Annotated in this window: 16 protein-coding genes and 3 tRNA genes; 10 read left to right on the top strand and 9 right to left on the bottom strand. The window is 69.5% G+C overall.

Annotated elements, in window-relative coordinates; translation table 11 throughout:
• Positions 1-18: 18 nt before the first annotated feature.
• Both ACFPQ9_RS20690 and ACFPQ9_RS20685 read left to right on the top strand, forming a co-directional pair.
• Positions 19-1,602, top strand: coding sequence for an acyl-CoA carboxylase subunit beta (locus ACFPQ9_RS20690; RefSeq protein WP_380854890.1), 1,584 nt, complete (start codon positions 19-21; stop codon positions 1,600-1,602).
• 46 nt (positions 1,603-1,648) lie between these two features.
• A complete protein-coding gene (locus ACFPQ9_RS20685; RefSeq protein ID WP_380854887.1) occupies positions 1,649-1,840 on the top strand; it encodes an acyl-CoA carboxylase subunit epsilon in 192 nt (63 codons plus the stop codon).
• Positions 1,841-1,901: 61 nt separating this feature from the next.
• Here the strand turns inward: ACFPQ9_RS20685 and ACFPQ9_RS20680 are convergent, their stop codons facing one another.
• From ACFPQ9_RS20680 to ACFPQ9_RS20640, 9 genes are all read right to left on the bottom strand, one after another.
• Positions 1,902-4,919: an NACHT domain-containing protein gene (locus ACFPQ9_RS20680; RefSeq protein WP_380854884.1), complete on the bottom strand. Its 3,018-nt coding sequence runs from the start codon at positions 4,917-4,919 to the stop codon at positions 1,902-1,904.
• A 100-nt stretch (positions 4,920-5,019) separates the two neighbouring features.
• On the bottom strand, positions 5,020-5,601 hold the full coding sequence (locus ACFPQ9_RS20675) for a GTP-binding protein (RefSeq protein ID WP_026248371.1): 582 nt from the start codon (positions 5,599-5,601) through the stop codon (positions 5,020-5,022).
• On the bottom strand, positions 5,582-6,154 hold the full coding sequence (locus ACFPQ9_RS20670) for a DUF742 domain-containing protein (protein ID WP_030948717.1): 573 nt from the start codon (positions 6,152-6,154) through the stop codon (positions 5,582-5,584). Before ACFPQ9_RS20670 ends, ACFPQ9_RS20675 begins: the two co-directional genes overlap by 20 nt.
• A gap of 94 nt (positions 6,155-6,248) precedes the next feature.
• The gene (locus ACFPQ9_RS20665; protein WP_004983065.1) at positions 6,249-6,662 is read right to left on the bottom strand and encodes a roadblock/LC7 domain-containing protein; all 414 of its coding nucleotides are present in this window, start codon (positions 6,660-6,662) and stop codon (positions 6,249-6,251) included.
• A gap of 10 nt (positions 6,663-6,672) precedes the next feature.
• Positions 6,673-9,921 (bottom strand): sensor histidine kinase, encoded by a 3,249-nt coding sequence (locus ACFPQ9_RS20660; RefSeq protein WP_380854880.1) that lies wholly within the window; start codon positions 9,919-9,921, stop codon positions 6,673-6,675.
• A gap of 387 nt (positions 9,922-10,308) precedes the next feature.
• On the bottom strand, positions 10,309-10,884 hold the full coding sequence (locus tag ACFPQ9_RS20655) for a GTP-binding protein (RefSeq protein WP_030051303.1): 576 nt from the start codon (positions 10,882-10,884) through the stop codon (positions 10,309-10,311).
• Complete coding sequence (locus ACFPQ9_RS20650; protein ID WP_003997626.1) at positions 10,865-11,263, bottom strand: DUF742 domain-containing protein; 399 nt, start codon at positions 11,261-11,263, stop codon at positions 10,865-10,867. The genes ACFPQ9_RS20655 and ACFPQ9_RS20650 overlap by 20 nt, the downstream gene beginning before the upstream one ends.
• Positions 11,264-11,378: 115 nt before the next feature.
• Positions 11,379-11,792 (bottom strand): roadblock/LC7 domain-containing protein, encoded by a 414-nt coding sequence (locus ACFPQ9_RS20645; RefSeq protein WP_005479910.1) that lies wholly within the window; start codon positions 11,790-11,792, stop codon positions 11,379-11,381.
• Positions 11,793-11,801: 9 nt separating this feature from the next.
• The gene (locus tag ACFPQ9_RS20640; RefSeq protein ID WP_380854877.1) at positions 11,802-15,506 is read right to left on the bottom strand and encodes a sensor histidine kinase; all 3,705 of its coding nucleotides are present in this window, start codon (positions 15,504-15,506) and stop codon (positions 11,802-11,804) included.
• Positions 15,507-16,069: 563 nt separating this feature from the next.
• On the opposite strand from ACFPQ9_RS20640, the gene ACFPQ9_RS20635 reads away from it, so the two are divergent.
• From ACFPQ9_RS20635 to ACFPQ9_RS20600, 8 genes are all read left to right on the top strand, one after another.
• Positions 16,070-16,252: a hypothetical protein gene (locus ACFPQ9_RS20635; RefSeq protein WP_380854875.1), complete on the top strand. Its 183-nt coding sequence runs from the start codon at positions 16,070-16,072 to the stop codon at positions 16,250-16,252.
• A gap of 133 nt (positions 16,253-16,385) precedes the next feature.
• Entirely contained in the window at positions 16,386-17,171 is a 786-nt protein-coding gene (locus ACFPQ9_RS20630; RefSeq protein WP_380854873.1) for a fumarylacetoacetate hydrolase family protein, read from the top strand.
• Complete coding sequence (gene gltX / locus ACFPQ9_RS20625; RefSeq protein ID WP_380854871.1) at positions 17,164-18,648, top strand: glutamate--tRNA ligase; 1,485 nt, start codon at positions 17,164-17,166, stop codon at positions 18,646-18,648. The genes ACFPQ9_RS20630 and gltX overlap by 8 nt, the downstream gene beginning before the upstream one ends.
• 198 nt (positions 18,649-18,846) lie before the next feature.
• A complete protein-coding gene (locus ACFPQ9_RS20620; RefSeq protein WP_380854869.1) occupies positions 18,847-19,260 on the top strand; it encodes a hypothetical protein in 414 nt (137 codons plus the stop codon).
• A gap of 109 nt (positions 19,261-19,369) precedes the next feature.
• Positions 19,370-20,101: an HAD family hydrolase gene (locus tag ACFPQ9_RS20615; RefSeq protein WP_380854867.1), complete on the top strand. Its 732-nt coding sequence runs from the start codon at positions 19,370-19,372 to the stop codon at positions 20,099-20,101.
• Positions 20,102-20,193: 92 nt separating this feature from the next.
• Positions 20,194-20,265 (top strand) — tRNA-Gln (locus ACFPQ9_RS20610).
• 21 nt (positions 20,266-20,286) lie between these two features.
• Positions 20,287-20,359: transfer RNA gene (locus tag ACFPQ9_RS20605), tRNA-Glu, on the top strand.
• Between the two features lie 19 nt (positions 20,360-20,378).
• Positions 20,379-20,451: transfer RNA gene (locus ACFPQ9_RS20600), tRNA-Glu, on the top strand.
• Positions 20,452-20,459: the final 8 nt, after the last annotated feature.

The raw sequence follows: 20,459 nt of genomic DNA, 5'->3' as shown, positions 1-20,459 counted from the left end.
CCTTCGTAAGGTCGCTACATGACCGTTTTGGATGAGGCACCGGGTGAGCCGATCGACGCCCGCGGGCGGACGGCCGAGCTGCACGAGATCCGTGCGCAGGCGCTGGCCGGCCCGAGCGAGAAGGCGACCGCGGCGCAGCACGCCAAGGGCAAGCTGACCGCCCGGGAGCGCATCGAGCTGCTCCTGGACCCGGGTTCCTTCCGGGAGGTCGAGCAGCTGCGCCGGCACCGGGCCCAGGGCTTCGGCCTGGAGGCCAAGAAGCCGTTCACCGACGGTGTCATCACCGGCTGGGGCACGGTCGAGGGCCGCACGGTCTTCGTGTACGCGCACGACTTCCGGATCTTCGGCGGCGCGCTGGGCGAGGCCCACGCCACCAAGATCCACAAGATCATGGACATGGCCATCGCGGCCGGTGCGCCGCTGGTCTCCCTGAACGACGGCGCGGGCGCCAGGATCCAGGAGGGCGTCTCGGCGCTCGCCGGCTACGGCGGCATCTTCCAGCGCAACACCAAGGCGTCCGGCGTCATCCCGCAGATCTCGGTCATGCTCGGCCCGTGCGCCGGCGGCGCGGCGTACAGCCCGGCGCTGACGGACTTCGTGTTCATGGTCCGCGAGACGTCCCAGATGTTCATCACCGGCCCGGACGTGGTCAAGGCGGTCACCGGCGAGGAGATCACCCAGAACGGCCTCGGCGGCGCCGACGTGCACGCCGAGACCTCCGGCGTCTGCCACTTCGCGTACGACGACGAGGAGACCTGCATCGCGGAGGTCCGCTACCTCCTCTCCCTCCTCCCGCAGAACAACCGCGAGAACCCGCCCCGGGCGGAGTCCGCGGACGCGCCCGACCGCCGCAGCGAGGTGCTCCTCGACCTGGTCCCGGCGGACGGCAACCGCCCGTACGACATGGCCAAGGTCATCGAGGAGATCGTCGACGACGGCGAGTACCTGGAGGTCCACGAGCGCTGGGCGCGGAACATCATCTGCGCGCTGGCCCGCCTCGACGGCCAGGTCGTCGGCATCATCGCCAACCAGCCGCAAGTGCTCGCCGGTGTACTGGACATCGAGGCGTCGGAAAAAGCTGCGCGCTTTGTCCAGATGTGCGACGCTTTTAACATCCCGATCGTCACTTTCCTGGATGTCCCCGGGTTCCTTCCGGGTGTCGACCAGGAGCACGGCGGCATCATCCGGCACGGCGCGAAGCTCCTTTACGCCTACTGCAACGCGACCGTGCCGCGGATCTCGCTGATCCTGCGCAAGGCGTACGGAGGCGCGTACATCGTCATGGACAGCCAGTCCATCGGTGCCGACCTCACCTTTGCGTGGCCGACGAACGAGATCGCCGTGATGGGCGCGGAAGGCGCGGCCAACGTCATCTTCCGCCGCCAGATCGCCGAGGCCGAGGACCCCGAGGTCATGCGGGCCCGCATGGTCAAGGAGTACAAGTCCGAACTCATGCACCCCTACTACGCGGCCGAACGCGGCCTGGTCGACGACGTCATCGACCCCGCGGAAACCCGCGAAGTCCTCGTCAAGTCCCTGGCGATGCTCCACACGAAGCACGCGGACCTGCCGTCCCGCAAGCACGGCAACCCCCCGCAGTAACCCACCGGTACCTCTGCGGAAACCTCTCTCACGGAGACTGACACCCATGAACCTCCCTGACATCCGCGTCGAGAAGGGTCACGCCGACCCCGAGGAAGTCGCCGCCATCACGGCGATCCTCCTGGCCCGCGCCGCCGCCCGGCCGACCGCCGCACCGACCCACCGTGGCCGCCCGAAGGCCGGCTGGCGCCGCCTGGATCGCGAGCCCGGCTTCCGCGCCCCGCACAGCTGGCGCTGAGTTTCCGAGTGAGGCCACGGCCCCGGTCTCCCGAGAGGGAGGGCGGGGCCGTGGTGTGTGTTCAGCGGATGCTGACGTCGACGCCGGGGAAGTCCAGGACGCTGCGGTCCGATGGCAGGGCGCAGCGGTACAGGCTGAGTTGCCGCACTTTGGGCGGTGCGAAGTCCGGCGATGCCAGCCAGGCGGCGATGTCCAAGCCGTGGAGGGCCAGGCGTAGACCGGCCAGTGCGAACATCGTGTGCAGACCGTCGGGCAGACAGGGTTCGTCGGCGTACAGATGCAGCGTCCTCAGGTGGGAGCAGTCGCCGAGAACGGCCAGGTCCGTGGATGCGCTCACGCGGCTGAGCCCGACGGTGTGGACGCTCGCCCCGAGTCGCAGGTCGCCGAGCTGAGAAGTGTCGGGAAGGTGGAGGAACAGTGCCGTGAGTCGCTCCAGTTCGCCGAGGACTTCGAGGTGTTTCACCGACATGTCGCCGATCAGGGCGAGGAAGTTCAGAGCGGGGTGGCTCCGGAGCACTTGGAGGTCGACCTCGCCGCGCAGCTCCAGCAGGGCCAGTTCGGTGAGGGCCGACAGCTCACCCAACGCCGCGAACTCCGTGAAGGGATAGTCGATTTCCAGGCGGGTGACCGACTCCAGCCGGGTCGTGGGTCGCCATTGGCCGGAGTGGGTGAGCTTGACCAATCGGGCTTCGAGGGGCAGCCGCGACAGCACTCGGTCCGTGTAGAGATCCGCATCGAAGTAGGCCCACGCATCGATGAGCGCACGGACCACCACGCCCCGGTCGTCCCCGACGAACCCCTCCAGAACCCCCAACGCCTCCTCCCCACCGATCAGCGCGATGGTCCGCACCGTCTGCTCTGCGGCCCTCTCCGTCAGCCCCGCCCCCGACCGAGGCAACCACCGCAACAAACTCGGCCCCACCGCCGCCAACGCCGGCGGGTCCGTCTCCCGCCGCGCCGGCAGCAGTCGCGACACCGCCTCCTCCAGCCGCCCCGCCAACCCGTCGGAGACCTCCGGCAACGTCTCCTGGCACGACGCCGCCACCAACCGCAGCACCCGCGCGTACCGGGGCTCCGCCTCCGCCCGGTCCAGGATGCCGCCGATCAGCTCCTCACGTTGCCGGGCGTTCGCATGGCCCGCCGCCATGACGACCGTCTCCCGCCACAGATCCAGATGCGCCCGCCCGACCAGATTCCCCATCCGGTCCTCCTCGGCGGCCTCCTGAGCGGCGAGGTACTCCTGGAACGTCCGGTGCACGAAGTCCAGTCGCCCCTGCGCGGGGGAGCGGAGCAGCCCCGCCCGGTCCCGCAACTGCCGCAGCACCGCCTCGCCGTCCATCGGCTCCAGATGCCGCATGGCCCGCAGCCGCGCCCCCACATGAACCGCCGCCTGCTCCAGCGTGATCTCGCTGCGGTGGTTGTCCGACAGCCGCCAGGCGAGGTCCCGCAGCAGGATCAGCTTGTCGCCGAGGCTCAGCGCGCTGTCCACCGCACTCGGCACGTTCCGGTCCGCGTCCCGGTCATGCACCAGCGTGTGCAGCGCGCTGCGGTACAACTCCATCCGGTCCCGCGGTAGTTGCCGCCCCCGGTTCAGATGCATCGCGCACAGCATCGCCGCCAGCAGCGGCGTCCCCGCCAGGGACTGAAGATGCGCCCGGTCCTTCAGGCTCGTCAGCAACGACTGCTCGTACTGCGGGAGTTCGTCCACCGCGCACGGCAGCTCGTCGCCCAGCTCCCGCACCGCCTGATGCCACTGCCGGACGAAGGCAGCCAAGTCCGGCGGAGTCATCCGGTCCAGGTGCAGGGCCGCGAAGTCCTCCCGGCGCAGCCAGTCCGCCCCGGCGGCTGCCGGACGCGAGGTGACCACCACCCGTACCTCGCCGTACGCCGACAGCAGCCGCCGCAACCACTCCCGCACCGCCCGCCGCTCCCGGTCGAGCAGCTCGTCCACGCCGTCGATCAGCAGCAGCGCCCGCCCGCCGTCGAGCTGCCGCTCCACCCAGCCCCTGGGCATGATCCCGGTCAGCGGCGCCGCGACCCCGTCCAGCATGGCCTCCGGCGCGGGCAGCGGCCGGCCGCTGTACTCCCGCAGCTTCACGAAGACCGGCGTCAGGCCGTTCCAGTCCGCCAGCTCCCCGGCGAACGCGCCCCGCGCCGCCGTCACCGCCAGCCGGCGCAGCAACGTCGTCTTGCCCGAGCCCGCCTCGCCCCGCAGCAACACCCGCGAGGAACCCCGCAGAGCCGCCTCCACGCGCATCCCCGAGCCCTCGCTGCCCACTTCCTCCCAGTCGCTCATGTCGGCCCGCAGCCGGGGCAGCGACCGCGCCGTACGCCGCCACGCGCCGTCGTCCCCGGTCGCGCGCAGGCTGACGTAGGCCACCGACAGCCGTACCTGGGCGGCCGCGCGGTCGGAGGCGCGGCGGAACAGCTCCACCTCGTCCAGGCTGTCGCTGACCAGCTCCAGATAGCGCCGCCGGAACGCGGTGTCCTGGTCCGTGCCGTCCGGCGCGAACAGGGAGCGGTCCGGGAGCCGTTCGAGGATGCGGGCCACCTCGCCGCCCAGGGTCGCGGTCCGCGCCAGGAGTTCCGCCGCCGCCCGTTCCTCGAACACCGGCAGGCTGCGCACGATGCGGACGTAGTACTCCACGCACTCGGCGAACAGCCGCTCGTACAGGCTGGTTTCGGCCTCGCCGAGCCCCACCGGCGCCCGCACCGAGCGGGTGATCCGGCGGATCAGCTCGGCCGGCTGGGCGTCCGCCGCGAGCAGCGCCTCGTCGGACAGGTCCGCCGCCGCGAAGGTGTCGCACACGGCGTCGATGACCGCCTGGCGGCCCGACTCCTCCAGAGCCCTGAACTCGTGCTCCAGGAACGGCTCCAGACGGTCGAACACCGCGTCGGCGATCTGCTCGAACTGCCGCTTCACACTCCGCGAGAACTTCACCCCGGGCACCCGCACCCGGGCCAACTCCTCGATGGGCAGATGGCGTTCCTGCTCGCGCCGCTTGCCCCCGAGCCAGATCTGCGCGGCCGTGCTCGCCACGGTCGTCCCCAGCCGTAAGGCGGCCGCCTCAGCGCTCATCCCCGTATCCCCTCCGTATCCCGTAGAACGAAGTACGGCCCCCATCCCTCCCACAGGAGGAACGGAGGCCGCAACCGAAACGAGCCGAAGAGGCGGGCCGCTAGCGCAGGCGCGCCATCAGCGCGTGCTCGACCAGGGTGATCAGGGCCGACTTCGCGTCCGCGCGGTGGCGCGCGTCGGTCGTGATGATCGGGGTGTCGGGACCGATCTGGAGCGCCTCACGGACCTCGTCCGGGTTGTACGGCTGGTTGCCGTCGAAGCCGTTGAGGGCGATGACGAAGGGGAGACCCGAGTTCTCGAAGTAGTCGACCGCGGGGAAGCAGTCGGCGAGACGGCGGGTGTCCACCAGCACGATCGCGCCGATGGCGCCGCGTACCAGGTCGTCCCACATGAACCAGAAACGGTCCTGGCCCGGCGTACCGAAGAGGTACAGGATCAGGTCCTGGTCCAGGGTGATACGGCCGAAGTCCATGGCGACCGTGGTGGTCGTCTTGTCCCCGGTGTGAGTGAGGTCGTCGATGCCCGCCGAAGCTGACGTCATCACGGCCTCGGTGCGCAGCGGGTTGATCTCCGAGACGGCGCCGACGAACGTGGTCTTGCCCACGCCGAAGCCGCCCGCCACCACGATCTTCGCGGAGGTGGTGGAGCGGGAAGGACCGCCGCTAGAGCTTGCGAAGTCCACTGAGCACCCTTTCGAGCAGTGTCACGTCTGGCTGGCCGCCGGCGTTCTCGTCGCCGCCGGGCTGATGGATCGCGACCAGTCCCGCCTCCGCCAAGTCGGCGACGAGGATCCTGGCCACGCCGAGAGGGATCGTGAGGAGAGCCGAGACCTCGGCTACCGACTTGATCTCCCGGCAGAGGTTGCAGATCCGCTGATGCTCGGGCAGCTGGCCCTGCATCTGGTGCGGCTGCGCGGTGGTGTGCACCAGCGCCTCGATGGCGAGCTGGTAGCGCGGGCGCGTCCGGCCGCCGGTCATGGCGTACGGGCGCACCAGGGGGTTGTTCGACGCCCCGGCGGGCGCCGGCTCAGGGGCGCGTCGCTGCGGCTGCACCGGCTGGATGCGCGGCGCGGGCGGCTGGTCGTACGGCGAGGGCCCGGGACCCTGAGGCGCGTACGGCTGCCTCTGGCTCGGCTGGGAGGGGAAGTTGTACCGGTTCTGGGAACCGTCGTTCTGGCCCTGGGCAGGGCCGTACGACCAGTTGCCCGATGACGAACCGTCTGGGGGTGTTGCCACTTTCTCTCCTCCTCCGACTGTGCCTGGCACCCATCATGTGGAGCCGCGTCCCGAAACCTTACGGCCACGGGACGCCAAAACGCACCGCTGTCTGTTAGTTGAGCAGGCTCCCTTGGAGCTCCGCACGCAGATCCGGCGTCAGGACCGTACCGGCACGGTCGACCAGAAGCGCCATCTCGTACCCAATGAGGCCGATGTCCGCCTCGGGATGTGCGAGCACGGCGAGGGACGAACCGTCGGAGATGGACATGATGAAGAGGAATCCCCGCTCCATCTCCACAACCGTCTGGTTCACGCTGCCACCCTCGAAGATGCGGGAGGCGCCTGCCGTCAGAGACGTCAGACCGGAGGCGACGGCCGCGAGCTGGTCGGCGCGGTCGCGCGGAAAGCCTTCGGACATCGCCAGAAGGAGTCCGTCGGCGGAGACCACCACCGTGTGCGACACCCCGGGGGTGTTGTCCACGAAGTTGGTGATCAACCAGTTCAGGTTCTGTGCCGCCTGGCTCATCGGGCTCACACTAACGCTCCTGGTTGTAGGTGCTGTCAGGACCGAAGCCCTGGCCGTTCGTTTCACTTCCCGCACTGCGGCCCCGCTGGACACCCCGGCGCAGGTTGCTCAGCCTGCCCCGGACGTCCTCGGGAGCGCGGGAGACCTGTGGGCCGCCCTGGGGGGTGGCTTCGGCGGCTCCCTGGACCAGGTTGGCCTTGGGTACCCGCCGCGGCAGACCGGAGGAGGTGACCCCGCCTGCCTTGGGCTTGCGGAGCGCTGAGGCCTGCTGCCAGCGCTCGTCGTTCTGCGAGCGCCAGGCGTCGTCGCCGTTGTTGTCCGGTACGGGCGCCGGCGTCGGCGCTTCCTGCCGCGCGGGCCGGGCGCCATTGGTGCCGTTCGCGGGGGCACCGCGGCGCGGAAGCCCGGCGTCGGTCATCGTGTGGCCGGCGGTGGGGGCCGCTCCGGGACGGTCGAAGCCTACGCGGTCCCGCTCACTCACGTCATCGGCCTGCGCGGATTCCGCTTGCGGAGCGTACTGGTCCGGGTAGCCGTTGCGGTAGCCGTCCTGCTGCGGCCAGTCGTCCTGGTGACGCCGCTGCTCGAAGGCCGGGAAGGACTCCGAGGCGGACGGACGGGCGGCCGCGGGCTCCTCACGAGCGGGCTCCGCATAGGAGGGCTCGGGGTAGCCGCCGCCGGACGAGAACGTATCGTTGCGCGGCAGGCCGCCGTTCGGCGCGTAGTACGTGTCGTCGTACGCCGGACGCTGCTCGTCGTACGACGGCATCTGCGGCTCGTCGTACGCCGTCTGCTGCTGCTCCTCGTACGCCTGCTGCCGGTCGTAGTCCTCGCGCTGGTCGCCGAAGCCGCCGGGACCGTTGTCGTAGGAGGGCTGCGCCGGGAAGTCGTCGGCGTAGCCGGGCCGCTCAGGGGATTCCTGACCCGGGCCGTGGATCTCGGCCTCCAGGGCCGCGCGGCGCTCCTCACGCATCAGGGAGCGGCCGACCGGGTCCAGATCGCGCAGGTCGTCCGGGACCTCGGTGTAGCGGCTGTCGTCGAAGCCCAGCTCGGCGGCCGTACGCATCGGCGCCTGGTTGAAGTTCTCACCCTGGAACTGCTGCTCCGGGATGATCTGCGAGACGGTGAACTCGTCCTGGGAGGGCTGATGCTCGCCGCCGCCACCGTGGGTGATGGCGTCCGGCAGCATGACCAGCGAGGTCGTGCCGGCCTGCTCGCCGGAGGGGCGCAGCTGGACGCGGATGCCGTGCCGGTCGGACAGCCGGCCGACCACGAACAGACCCATGCGCTGGGAGATCGCGGCGTCGACGGTCGGCGGGTTGGCCAGCTTGTGGTTGATGTCCGCGAAGTCCTCGGCGGTCAGGCCGATGCCCTTGTCGTGGATCTCGATCATGATCCGACCGTCGGGGAGACGGGTGGCGGTCACGCGAACCTTGGTCTGCGGGGAGGAGAACGTCGTGGCGTTCTCCAGCAGCTCGGCGAGCAGGTGCACGAGGTCGGTCACGGCGCGGCCGTGGATCTCGGCCTCCGGGACACCGGAGAGCTCGATGCGCTCGTACTGTTCCACCTCGGAGGAGGCGGCGCGCAGCACGTCCACCAGCGGGACCGGCTGGTCCCAGCGGCGGCCGGGCTCCTCGCCGGCGAGGACCAGGAGGTTCTCGCCGTTGCGGCGCATACGGGTCGCGAGGTGGTCCAGGCGGAAGAGGTTCTCCAGCTGGTCCGGGTCGGCCTCGTTGTTCTCCAGGTCGGTGATCAGGGTCAGCTGGCCCTCGATCAGCGACTGGTTGCGGCGCGAGAGGTTGGTGAAGATCGCGTTGATGTTGCCCCGCAGCAGAGCCTGCTCGGCGGCGAGCCGGACGGCCTCGCGGTGGACCTGGTCGAAGGCGCGGGCGACTTCGCCGATCTCGTCCCGGGTGTTGATCGGGATGGGCGCGACCCGGGTGTCGACGCGGCCGGGGTCGGTGCGCGAGAGCTGGTCGACCAGCATCGGCAGGCGCTGCTCGGCGATGCCGAAGGCGGCGTTGCGCAGCTGGCGCATCGAGCGGGACATCTGGCGGGCCACCATGCCGGCCAGGATGAACGCGGCGAGCAGGGCGACCACGACGACGGCACCGGTGATCAGGGCGTCGCGCTTGGCGTCGTCCGAGATCGTGGCGGCCTCGTTCACCGCGGTGTTGGCGAGGTCGTTCTCGATGTCGCGGTAGGCGTTGTACTTGAGGGTGTTGACCGCCCACCAGTTCTCGGCGGTGATGCCCTTCGAGGCGAGCGCGGCTCGCTCGCTGGTGTCCGTGGAGCTCAGCTGGCCCAGCGCCCCGACGAGCTGCTCGGTCTTGGCCGGCGGCGGCACGTAGTCGGGGTCCTTCTGCTTGGCCGCCTTGGCCATCGCGGCGCCCTCGGCCTTGATCTCCTCGGTCTTGTCTTCCAGCTTCTGGATGTCCTGCTCGGTACCACCGCTCGTGTACTCCTGGATGGCGATGCCCTCCAGGTAGGCGTACGAGGAGAGAGCGACGCGCTGCCGGGCCAGGTCCGTGGCCTTGGGGCCCGGCTTGACCAGCATGTGCATACCGATGGAGCGCTCCAGCGAGAGAGCGCCCTTGGTGAGCGAGATGGCGTAGACGGTACGGCCGTAGCTGGTGATGTTTCCGGTGCCCAGACCCAGCTCGTTGGAGAACTCGAGCAGACGGTGCTCGACCGCCACGTAGCCCTCTTCGGTCTCCACGCCTTCGAGCTTGTTGGTGTAGGCGGCGGCACGCAGGTCCGTCAGGTCCGGCTCGACCTCGCGGAAGCGCTGCAGACGGCGCTCCAGGTTCGGCCGGTCCGGCATGTTCTGGGCGGCCTCGTCGAAGGCGTCGGCGGCCTTGTCGGTCGCGGCGCGGACCTTGACGACCGTCGGGTCGTCCTCGCCCTTGCCCTGGAGGAGGGGAGCGGCGGACACATCGCGCTCGACGAGCAGGGCGTCGCCGTAGGTGAGGGCGGCGGCGACCAGACGCGCGGTGTTCTCCGCGTCCTCGGCCTCCTGCCAGGTGTCGATCGAGCTCTTCACCTGGAAGCCGCCCATGACGAGGCCGACCAGCACGGGTATGAGCAGGATCGCGTTCAGCCGGGTCGGCACGCGCCAGTTGCGCGGCGAGAGGCGGCCGCCACTGGGCGCGGGCGCCGCCGTCGGTTCCGATCCGGGCACAGGGGCGGGCGCCGCTCCGCGCGGCGGCGGGGTGAAGTTGCCCCGGGCCGACGGCTCGGGACTGTTCTTGCTTCGCCTCACTCGACCAACAACCTTCCGGCGGGGTCGGCACCTACGTCGTGCCGCTGTGTCTCAGAGCCCAGTTCGTCATCGAGTACGCAGTACTGCTGAGTACGTCTTTGACTATTGGGCAGTTCTGGCATTCCAGCACGTGGGCCTGCGCTCTTCCAAACAGTGGAAGGAACAGATTCTGGGCCATGAATGCCCTAGATAAAACGGTCATAAAGAGCGAGCCCCGCCAAAAGGCGGGGCTTTTGTACGCGCAGCGAGACCGTCCGACCGCGACGAGTGGCCGTACCACCCGATTCCTCTGCCGAAACGTTATGAACAACGGAGCCGACCGTGTCAAAGGCCACAGCCGGCTCCGGCACATCTACGACAACTGCCGTATGGCGCTGCCGACTTGCCCTACCGCAGCCGGGCCATGAGCGCGTGCTCGACCAGCGTGATCAGCGCACTCTTGGCATCGGCCCGGTGCCGGGCGTCCGTGGTGATGATCGGCGCGTCCGGACCGATCTGCAGCGCCTCGCGCACCTCGTCGGGCGTGTAGGGCTGGTGCCCGTCGAAACCGTTGAGGGCTATCACGAACGGCAGACCGCTGTTCTCGAAGTAGTCGACCGCGGGGAAGCAGTCGGCCAGGCGCCGGGTGTCCACGAGCACCACCGCGCCGATCGCGCCGCGCACCAGGTCGTCCCACATGAACCAGAAGCGGTCCTGCCCCGGTGTACCGAACAGGTACAGGATCAGGTCCTGGTCCAGGGTGATACGGCCGAAGTCCATGGCCACCGTGGTGGTGGTCTTGTCGCCGGTGTGCGTGAGGTCGTCGATGCCCGCGCTCGCGGACGTCATGACGGCCTCGGTGCGCAGCGGGTTGATCTCCGAGACGGCGCCGACGAACGTGGTCTTGCCCACGCCGAAGCCACCCGCCACCACGATCTTGGCGGAAGTGGTCGCCCGACCCGGTTCAGAGCTTGCGAAGTCCACTGAGCACCCTTTCGAGCAGCGTCACGTCCGGAGCGCCGCCGTTGTTCTCGTCGCCGCCCGGCTGGTGGATGGCGACCAGGCCGGCCTCGGCAAGGTCCGCGACGAGGATCCTGGCCACGCCCAGCGGCATGGACAGCAGAGCGGAGACCTCGGCGACCGACTTCACCTCACGGCACAGATGGCAGATCCGCTGGTGCTCCGGGAGGAGCCCCATGAGCGCTGCCGGGTCGGCCGTCGTGCTGATCAGGGCCTCGATGGCCAGCTGGTACCGCGGCCGGGTCCGGCCACCGGTCATCGCGTACGGACGTACCAGCGGCTGGTCGCCCTCATCCTCGTACGGCTCCGCGTACGGATCATGAGAGGCGGTGGGCGGGGTCATGAATCCTCCGGGCTGGGACAGCAAGTCGGTCAGTCAAGCCGTCTGGGTGAGGGGGCCAGTGGGGGGATTGTGGCGGCCGGACGGTGATTTGGTGAGACGGGTTGGATCCGGGCGATCAGTGGAGCAGACTGCCTTGCAGTTCGGCGCGCAGGTCGGGCGTGAGCACCGCGCCCGCGCGGTCGACCAGCAGCGCCATCTCGTAGCCGACGAGGCCGATGTCGCATTCGGGGTGAGCCAGGACGGCGAGGGAAGAGCCGTCCGAGACCGACATCAGGAAAAGGAACCCTCGTTCCATCTCCACGACGGTCTGGGCGACGTCGCCGCCCTCGAAGATCCGGGACGCGCCCGCCGTCAGCGAGGTCAGGCCCGACGCGACGGCCGCCAGCTGGTCGGCTCGGTCGCGCGGAAAGCCTTCCGACATCGCCAGCAGCAGACCGTCGGCGGACACGACGACGGTGTGGGACACACCAGGGGTGTTGTCCACGAAGTTGGTGATCAACCAGTTGAGATTCTGTGCCGCCTGGCTCATCTGGCTCAACTAACGCTCCTGCTGGTGAGTGGGGCTCGGGAAGCTGCCGGTCTGACCGGTACCGGTACCGGCCTGACGACCCTGTGCGATACCCCGACGGAGATTGGTCAGCCGACCGCGTACGTCATCGGGCGCACGCGAGACCTGCGGACCGGTTTGGTGCTGTTGCTGCTGAGCCGTACCCGCGACGAGGTTCGCCCTGGGCACCCGGCGCGGCAGGCCGGAGGTGGTGACACCGCCCGCGGCCGGCTGCCGGACGCGTTCAGCCTGCCGGACGAGATCGTCGTTCGGCGAGCTGCGCCAGGCGGTCGACGCGGGACGCTGGGGAGCGGGGGGCTGCTGCGGCCGCTCGGTGGGAGCCTGCGGTTCCTGGTGCGGGGCGGCCGCGGGGGCCGAACCACCGGCACCGTTCTGACGTCCCTGCGGACCGCCGTGGAACCAGTTGGTCTCCAGCGTGTCGTACAGCGGGGTACGTCCGTCGCCGGGACCGGTCGCGGGCGGCAGGGCCTCGGGCTCCTGGCGCGGCCGCTGCTGCGGACGCGGCGGGACCGGGGGCTGCGCCGGGCCGACGAGGCCGGAGTTGCCGCCGTAGGTGCCGTTGACCTGGGGCCGCTCGAACTGGCCGGTGGAGTCGGCGTTCTGGCGGCCGGGCACGCTGTGCTGTCCCGTCGAGCTGCCGTCGTACGCCTGCGGTACGGCGAACTGGCCCGTCTGCGAGGAGTTGTTCTGACCCGGGGCGCCGTAGACGTCCGGGCGGACGAACTGACCCGTGTTCTGCTGCCCGTTCGCACCGGGGCGGGGGAACTGGCCCGTGCTCTGCGGGTTGTACGAGGTGGGGGACGCGGCGTCGAAGTCCGGGCGGGCGAACTCCGAGGTGGAGGCGGCGCCCTGCCGGTCGTCGATGCGCGGCATCCGGGAGGTCTGTGCGGGGTCCTCGTCGTGCCCGCGCGGGGCGTCGAGCGAGGCACGCGGCACCGGCGGCTGCGCGTTCTCGTCGCTCCAGCTGGGGCGGGAGGGCTGACCGGCACCCGGCAGCTCGGCACGCGGACCACCGCGCGGCGGCAGCTGCGGCGTACGGCCACGACGGCCCTTCTCGCCACCGGGGGGCGGCGACTGCGGAGCGGAGGAGCCGCCCGGGCGGGACTGCTCGCGGCCGGAGCCGCGGTTGGCGCCGAAGGCGTCCTGGCCCGAGCCGAACGCGTCCATGCCCGCGGACTGCATGCCCTGCGGGGCACCCGGAGCCTGGCCGCCGAAGCCCGCGCCCGCCCCGGCCGGAGCCGGCCGGCCCTGCGGCGGGGCACCCGGACCCTGCTGTCCGCGCGGTCCACCCTGCGGAGCGCCGTCCCGTCCGGGCAGCGCGGCCCGCGGTCCCTGACCGGCGCCGAGCCGGCCACCGCCGGAGGCACCGGCACCGAGGGCACCGCCCTGAGCACCCGCGCCGAGCTGGCCGCCACCGGCCTGGGCCTGACGGCGCGCGGCTGCCACACCCGCGGCGGCCTGCGCGGCGGCCGGACCGCCGGAGGCGCCGGGGCCGCTCGGGCCGGGCTTGCCACCGGCCGGCTTCTTGCCGCCCTGGGCGACGTCCACCGGCAGCATGACCAGCGCGGTCGTACCACCGGAGTCGGACGGGCGCAGCTGGATGCGGATGCCGTGCCGCTGCGACAGTCGACCGACCACGAACAGACCCATGCGGCGGGAGACGGAGACGTCCACGGTGGGCGGCGAGGCGAGCCGCTCGTTGATCGCCGCGAGGTCCTCGGGGGAGAGACCGATACCGGTGTCGTGGATCTCGATCAGCACGCGGCCGTCGGGCAGCGCGTGACCGGTGACCTTGACCTTGGTCTGCGGCGAGGAGAAGGAGGTCGCGTTCTCGAGCAGCTCGGCGAGCAGGTGCACGAGGTCGTTGACCACGCGGCCGGCCACTTCGGTGGTCGGCACGGCGGCCAGCTCGATGCGCTCGTACTGCTCCACCTCGGAGGCGGCGGCACGGAGCACGTCGACCAGCGGGACCGGGCGGGTCCAGCGACGGCCGGGCTCTTCACCGGCGAGGACGAGGAGGTTCTCACCGTTACGGCGCATACGCGTCGCGAGGTGATCGAGCTTGAACAGCGAGGACAGCTGGTCCGGGTCGGCCTCGCGGGACTCCAGTTCGGAGATGAGCGAGAGCTGACGCTGGATGAGGCCCTGGGAGCGGCGCGAGAGGTTGGTGAACATCGCGTTGACGTTGCCCCGCAGCAGGGCCTGCTCGGCGGCGAGTCGTACGGCTTCGCGGTGCACGTCGTCGAAGGCCGCGGCCACCTGGCCGATCTCGTCCCGGGAGTGCACACCGACCGACTCGACGGAGGTGTCGACGTCCTGCGGGTCCGACTCCGAGAGCTGCTTGACCAGCTCGGGCAGCCGGTCCTGGGCGACCTTGGTGGCGGTCTCCTCCAGGCGGCGCAGCGAGCGGATCATGGAGCGGGCCACGACGAAGGCGCCGACGAGCGAGACACCGAGGACGAGCAGGATCAGCGCACCGGAGATGATCGCCTCGCGCTCGGAGGCGTTGCGCAGCTCGCGGGCCTTCTGCTCCATCTCCTCGAGCAGCGTGGTCTCGATGGCGCGCATGCCCTGGAGCTTGGTGGTGCTGTCGTCGACCCAGTCCCGGTAGGAGCGGCGGTCCAGGTCGGCGAGGCCGTTGGGGTTGATGAGCGCGCGGCCGGCGTACTTGTCGGTGGCCGCGATGGTCGGGTTGCCCTCTTCGATGGGCTTGAGCAGCTCGGCGGACTCGGCGCCGTAGATGCTCTTGAACTGCCGCAGCTCGGACTTCTGGCTCGCCAGCGCGGAGGACGCGTACAGGCGGTCGTTCTCGGTGAGGTCGCCGCGCGAGGTGTTGTTCGCGGGGAGCGCCGCGGCGAGGACCGCGCGCTGGATGGAGGCGTACTCCTTGGCGGTGGAGAAGGCGGACAGAGCACGCGTGCTCTGGATCATCTCCGGGTTGCTGGTCGCCTCCGCCATGTCCTGGGAGAGGCTCAGCAGGTTGGTGATCAGCCGGTGGTAGGCCTCCACCGTCTGGGTGGAGTTGCCGTCGGCCTCGTAGGCGGTGTTGCGGATCTTCTCGATGGCGTTCAGATCGCTGAGGAGCAGGACCAGGTTGTCGCGGACGCCCTTGAGTTCGCCGTCCTTGCTGTTGTCGTCGATCTCCTCGGAGGCCTCGATGAAGCCCGTCATGACCCGGTCCGTCTTGTCCCGGAAGCCCTTGACGGTGTAGTCGGAGGCCTTGGCGCCGTGCGCGAGGGGACCGGCGGACTGGTCGCGCTCCTCCTGGAGCGCGGCGGCCAGCTCGGTGGCCCGCTTGGTCATGTCCGTCAGCAGCCGCATGTTCTCGAGCTGCTGGATGTCGTCCATGTTGTCGCTGATGCGCAGTGCGCCCAGCGAGGTGGCCGCGACCACCGGGAGCGTCAGCAGCGCGACGAGGCGTGTGGAGATACGCCAGTTGCGCAGGGCTATTCGCGATCCCGGGCCGACGGGGCTCTTCGGAGCCTTGGCCGGCGGCGCGGTGGGGTTCGCCGTGCTCGAGGACGCCGACACGGCGGGGCGCCCGGAGCGCTCACCGCCGTCCACCGACGCGGTCGGGCCCGGGTTCTGGGCGTGCTGGGGCGAGGGACCTCGGTCGGTCCCGCCGTGCTCCGGCTCCGCCGAAGCGCTGCCATCCCTCTTGAAACGTCCCTGCACTAGCGTCGCAACCTCTGGACCAGGCGTCCTTCCGCGTGAACGGACGGACACGGTGTCGGCGTATTAGGGAGCGTCCTGAACACGCTCCCTGATGGTCGTGAGTGACCGGCGCTGGCTCCCCCTTCTCGCCGCCGCTCGGCGCTCGAAACGCCCCCTGCGCGCCGGCTCGATCCTGCGGCGGTCCGTGAGATTCCAGCACAGTGCAGGATCTCCAACAAGGCCCGTAGGTCGAGCCGTGACATACGTGACACCACGTGAGTGCGAGATTACCTGCTGTAGAAACTAATCTCTCTCATAACGGACTTATGCCCGCGAGCCGCTCGTGCGCGGAAGGTGTCCCAGTCGCCATGATCAGGAGCGGAATGACGGCTTCAGGTGGGCAATGTCCGTTTCGTCGGACTGAAATGCGCGTCTGAATTGACCGTTTTGACCGCGACTCAGTGAGCAAACTCACATACCGATCAAGCGGTCTTCACGGCTTCTTGCGGGAATCGCATGTTTAGCCTGACGTTTTACAAGAGGGATGATTCTGCCAACCCGCTACGACAGGACCCAGTACAGCCGTGAAGACGACGATGATCCGCACGATAGCCAACCCGCGGCGCACCACGCTGGCCCACCTCGCCGACGCCGGGGAGTTGCACCTCCCGCAGCAGCCGGAACACTCCGTCGATCTTCCCGCTCAGACCGCCAACCCCAGGCGCACCACCCTCGAAGAGATCCCCGTCACCGCCGCCGCGCAGTAGTACGCGGGACATCGGCCGATTGTTCAATCACGTACGAACAATCGGCCCGTGTGACGGGCGAGGCGCCCGCCCCTTGCCGCGTTAGCCTGGAGCGTCAGACTCCAGCCGGCTCAAGTGAGGGGCGCAGGATCCCGTGCGCATCGCCAGATTCTCCATCGACGGGAACGTCGCCTTCGGCGCGGTCGAGGGCGACAGGCCGGACGAGCTCGTCCTCGACATCATCAAGGGCATCCCGTTCGCGGACTTCGAGCTCTCCGGTACGAAGGTCCCGTTGAGCAAGGTGAGGCTGCTGCCGCCGGTGCTCCCCAACAAGGTCGTGGCCTTCGGCCGCAACTACGCCGAGCACGCGCGTGAACTCGGCAACGAGGTGCCGGACGCCCCGTTCGCCTTCTTCAAGCCCTCCACATCGGTGATCGGCCCCGGCGACGAGATCCAGTACCCGTCCTTCACCGAGGACCTCCACCACGAGGCCGAGCTGGCCGTCGTCATCGGCCGGATGTGCCGCGAGGTCCCGCGCGAGCGCGTCAAGGACGTCATCTTCGGCTTCACCTGCGCCAACGACATCACCGCCCGGGACGTCCAGAAGCGCGAGAAGCAGTGGGCCCGGGCCAAGGGCTTCGACAGCTCCTGCCCGCTGGGCCCCTGGGTGGAGACCGGCCTGGACCTTCAGACCGCGTCCGACCTCACCATCCAGCTCACCGTCAACGGCGAGCAGCGCCAGCTCGGCCGCACCAGCGAGATGATCCACGGCATCGAGGACCTGATCGTCAACATCTCCGAGGCCATGACGCTGCTCCCCGGCGACGTGATCCTCACGGGCACCCCGGCAGGGGTCGGCCCCCTCAACGTCGGCGACGAGGTCGCCGTCACCATCGAAGGCATCGGCACTCTCACCAACAAGGTTGTCAAGCGTGGCTAGCGCACCCGGCTCCCCAGTCCGCGTCCGATTCTGTCCCTCGCCCACCGGTAACCCCCATGTGGGCCTGGTCCGCACCGCCCTGTTCAACTGGGCGTTCGCCAAGCACCACCAGGGCACCCTGGTGTTCCGCATCGAGGACACCGACGCGGCCCGCGACTCCGAGGAGTCCTACGACCAGCTGCTCGACTCGATGCGCTGGCTGGGCTTCGACTGGGACGAGGGCCCCGAGGTCGGCGGCCCGCACGCGCCCTACCGCCAGTCGCAGCGCATGGACCTCTACAAGGACGTCGCGGCCAAGCTCCTGGACGGCGGCCACGCCTACCGCTGCTACTGCTCCCAGGAGGAGCTGGACAGCCGCCGCGAGGCCGCCCGCGCCGCCGGCAAGCCCTCCGGCTACGACGGCCACTGCCGCGACCTGACCGACGCGCAGGTCGAGGAGTACAAGGCCCAGGGCCGCGCCCCGATCGTCCGCTTCCGCATGCCCGACGAGACGATCACCTTCACGGACCTGGTCCGCGGCGAGCTGACCTTCACCCCGGAGAACGTCCCGGACTACGGCATCGTCCGCGCCAACGGCGCCCCGCTGTACACGCTCGTCAACCCGGTCGACGACGCCCTGATGGAGATCACCCACGTCCTGCGCGGCGAGGACCTGCTCTCCTCGACGCCCCGTCAGATCGCCCTGTACAAGGCGCTGATGGAGCTGGGCGTCGCGAAGGGGATCCCGCAGTTCGGCCACCTCCCGTACGTCATGGGCGAGGGCAACAAGAAGCTGTCGAAACGCGACCCCGAGTCGTCGCTCAACCTCTACCGCGAGCGCGGCTTCCTCCCCGAGGGCCTGCTCAACTACCTCTCCCTGCTCGGCTGGTCGCTCTCCGCCGACCAGGACATCTTCACGATCGACGAGATGGTCGCGGCCTTCGAGATCGCGGACGTGAACCCCAACCCGGCCCGCTTCGACCTCAAGAAGTGCGAGTCGATCAACGGCGACCACATCCGCATGCTGGACGTGAAGGACTTCACCGAGCGCTGCGCCCCTTGGCTGAAGGCCCCGTTCGCCCCCTGGGCGCCGGAGGACTTCGACGAGGCCAAGTGGCACGCGATCGCCCCGCACGCCCAGACCCGGCTGAAGGTGCTGTCGGAGATCACGGACAACGTCGACTTCCTGTTCCTCGCGGAGCCGGTGCAGGACGAGGCCAGCTGGGCGAAGGCCATGAAGGAGGGCTCCGACGCCCTCCTGCGCACGGCCCGCGAAAAGCTGGAGTCGGCCGACTGGACGTCACCCGAGTCCCTCAAGGAGGCGGTCCTGGCCGCCGGTGAGGCCCACGGCCTCAAGCTCGGCAAGGCCCAGGCCCCGGTCCGCGTGGCCGTCACCGGCCGCACGGTGGGCCTGCCCCTGTTCGAGTCCCTGGAGGTCCTGGGCAAGGACACGACGCTGGCCCGGATCGACGCGGCGCTGGCGAAGCTGATGGCGTAGCCCATGGCGTCGGGTGAGGGGCGGCAGCCACGGCTGCCGCCCCTCACCGTTTGCGCGTAGGAAACAGCGCGAGGGGCGGGAGTGTCGGAGCTTGATCTCGAACTCTTGCACGAAGATCACGAGTCGCACATAATTCCACCTCGAATTGCGCCCGTTTACCCGCTGACACATAGTCCTGCGCTCACCACAAGGAGACGTATGTCCAACGCCAGACGCTTCGCCATTGCGGCTCTCGCGGCCTCGGCCCTCACCCTTGGGACGGCCACCTCGTCCTACGCCACCACGTACACGAACGCGTCCAGCAACAGCTGCGGTGCCGTGTACTTCATCGACAACGGCGACACCTTCAAGTTCCTCGATGTGTGCAGTGACGGCAAGGGCGTGCGCCTGCAGTACACGAGCCCCACGACCGGCAGCCCCTCCACCAGCCACACCAAGATTCACGTGGACTACACCGGCGGCTACACCGGGTACGACCTGAACAATGCGTACGTCTACGACACCGACATGAACGAGAACGCCTGCTTCTACTTCCGCGTCGGCCACGTGGACAACGGCGCCTATGTCAGCGGCTCCTACGGCGGCTGGGATCTGGCCTGCGCCGCCAACTAGTTCACGAGTGCCCCCTTTCGGGGCCGTGTGACCAGCTGCTTCGCCGCACCTAATCAAGGACTTCCACGGTTCACGGACGGAGTCGGTCGCCACAGGCTACTGTCGGATCATGAGCATTCGTGCCGTGCTCTGGGACGTTGACGACACCCTCTTCGACTACACAGGGTCCGACCGTGCCGGAATGCGCCGACACCTGGCGGCCGAGGGCCTGCTGGACGCATACGAAAGCGTCCAGCAGGCCCTCTCGCGCTGGCGGGAGATCACCGATGTCCAGTGGAGGCGGTTCTCCGCGGGGGAGGTGTCCTTCGAAGGCCAGCGCTGGGACCGGGTGCGAGTCTTCCTGGGCGAGGAACTGAGCGACGCGGAGGCCGACGCCTGGTTCCAGCGGTACATCGGGCACTACGAGGCCGCCTGGGCCCTCTTCCCGGATGTCCTGCCCGCCCTCGACGCCCTCGCCGCCAGCCACCGGCACGCGGTGCTGTCCAACTCCAGCATTCACGTCCAGGACCGCAAGCTGCGTGTCCTCGGCGTCCACGACCGCTTCGAGGCGATCCTCTGCGCCGCCGAGCTCGGCATCTCCAAGCCGGAGGCCGGTGCCTTCCACGCCGCCTGCGCCGCCCTCGGCCTCGCCCCGCACGACGTGGCGTACGTCGGGGATCACCCGGAGATCGACGGGCGGGGTGCCGCGGACGCCGGGCTGATGTCGGTCTGGATCGACCGCGACGGGGCGTACACCAGCGACGACGACCCCGGCGGACCGCACCGGATCGCCTCCCTGTCCGAACTCCCCGCGATCCTCGGCTCGGATACCCGTTTTGGAGCCCCGTCCACCTTCAGGTAATGTTCTTCCTGCGCCGCCGGGGAGCGGGCCGAAAGGCCGGGAACCGGAGGAGCAAAACTAGAACAAGATCCCCCCAGGGGCTTGCGTTCCAGTGGCCTATGGTGTAATTGGCAGCACGACTGATTCTGGTTCAGTTAGTCTTGGTTCGAGTCCAGGTAGGCCAGCTCGCAGAGCTCATCTGCAAAGCCCCCGTTGTGTAGCGGCCTAGCACGCTGCCCTCTCAAGGCAGTAGCGCCGGTTCGAATCCGGTCGGGGGTACGGATCCTCAGGGATCAAGGCCCCCGTTGTGTAGCGGCCTAGCACGCCGCCCTCTCAAGGCGGTAGCGCCGGTTCGAATCCGGTCGGGGGTACGAACTGG

It is taken from the genome of Streptomyces coerulescens (assembly GCF_042657965.1).
Classification (GTDB): Bacteria; Actinomycetota; Actinomycetes; order Streptomycetales; family Streptomycetaceae; genus Streptomyces; species Streptomyces coerulescens.
Note: the sequence above shows the minus strand (reverse complement) of the source record. Positions and strands in the feature narration are given on the sequence as shown.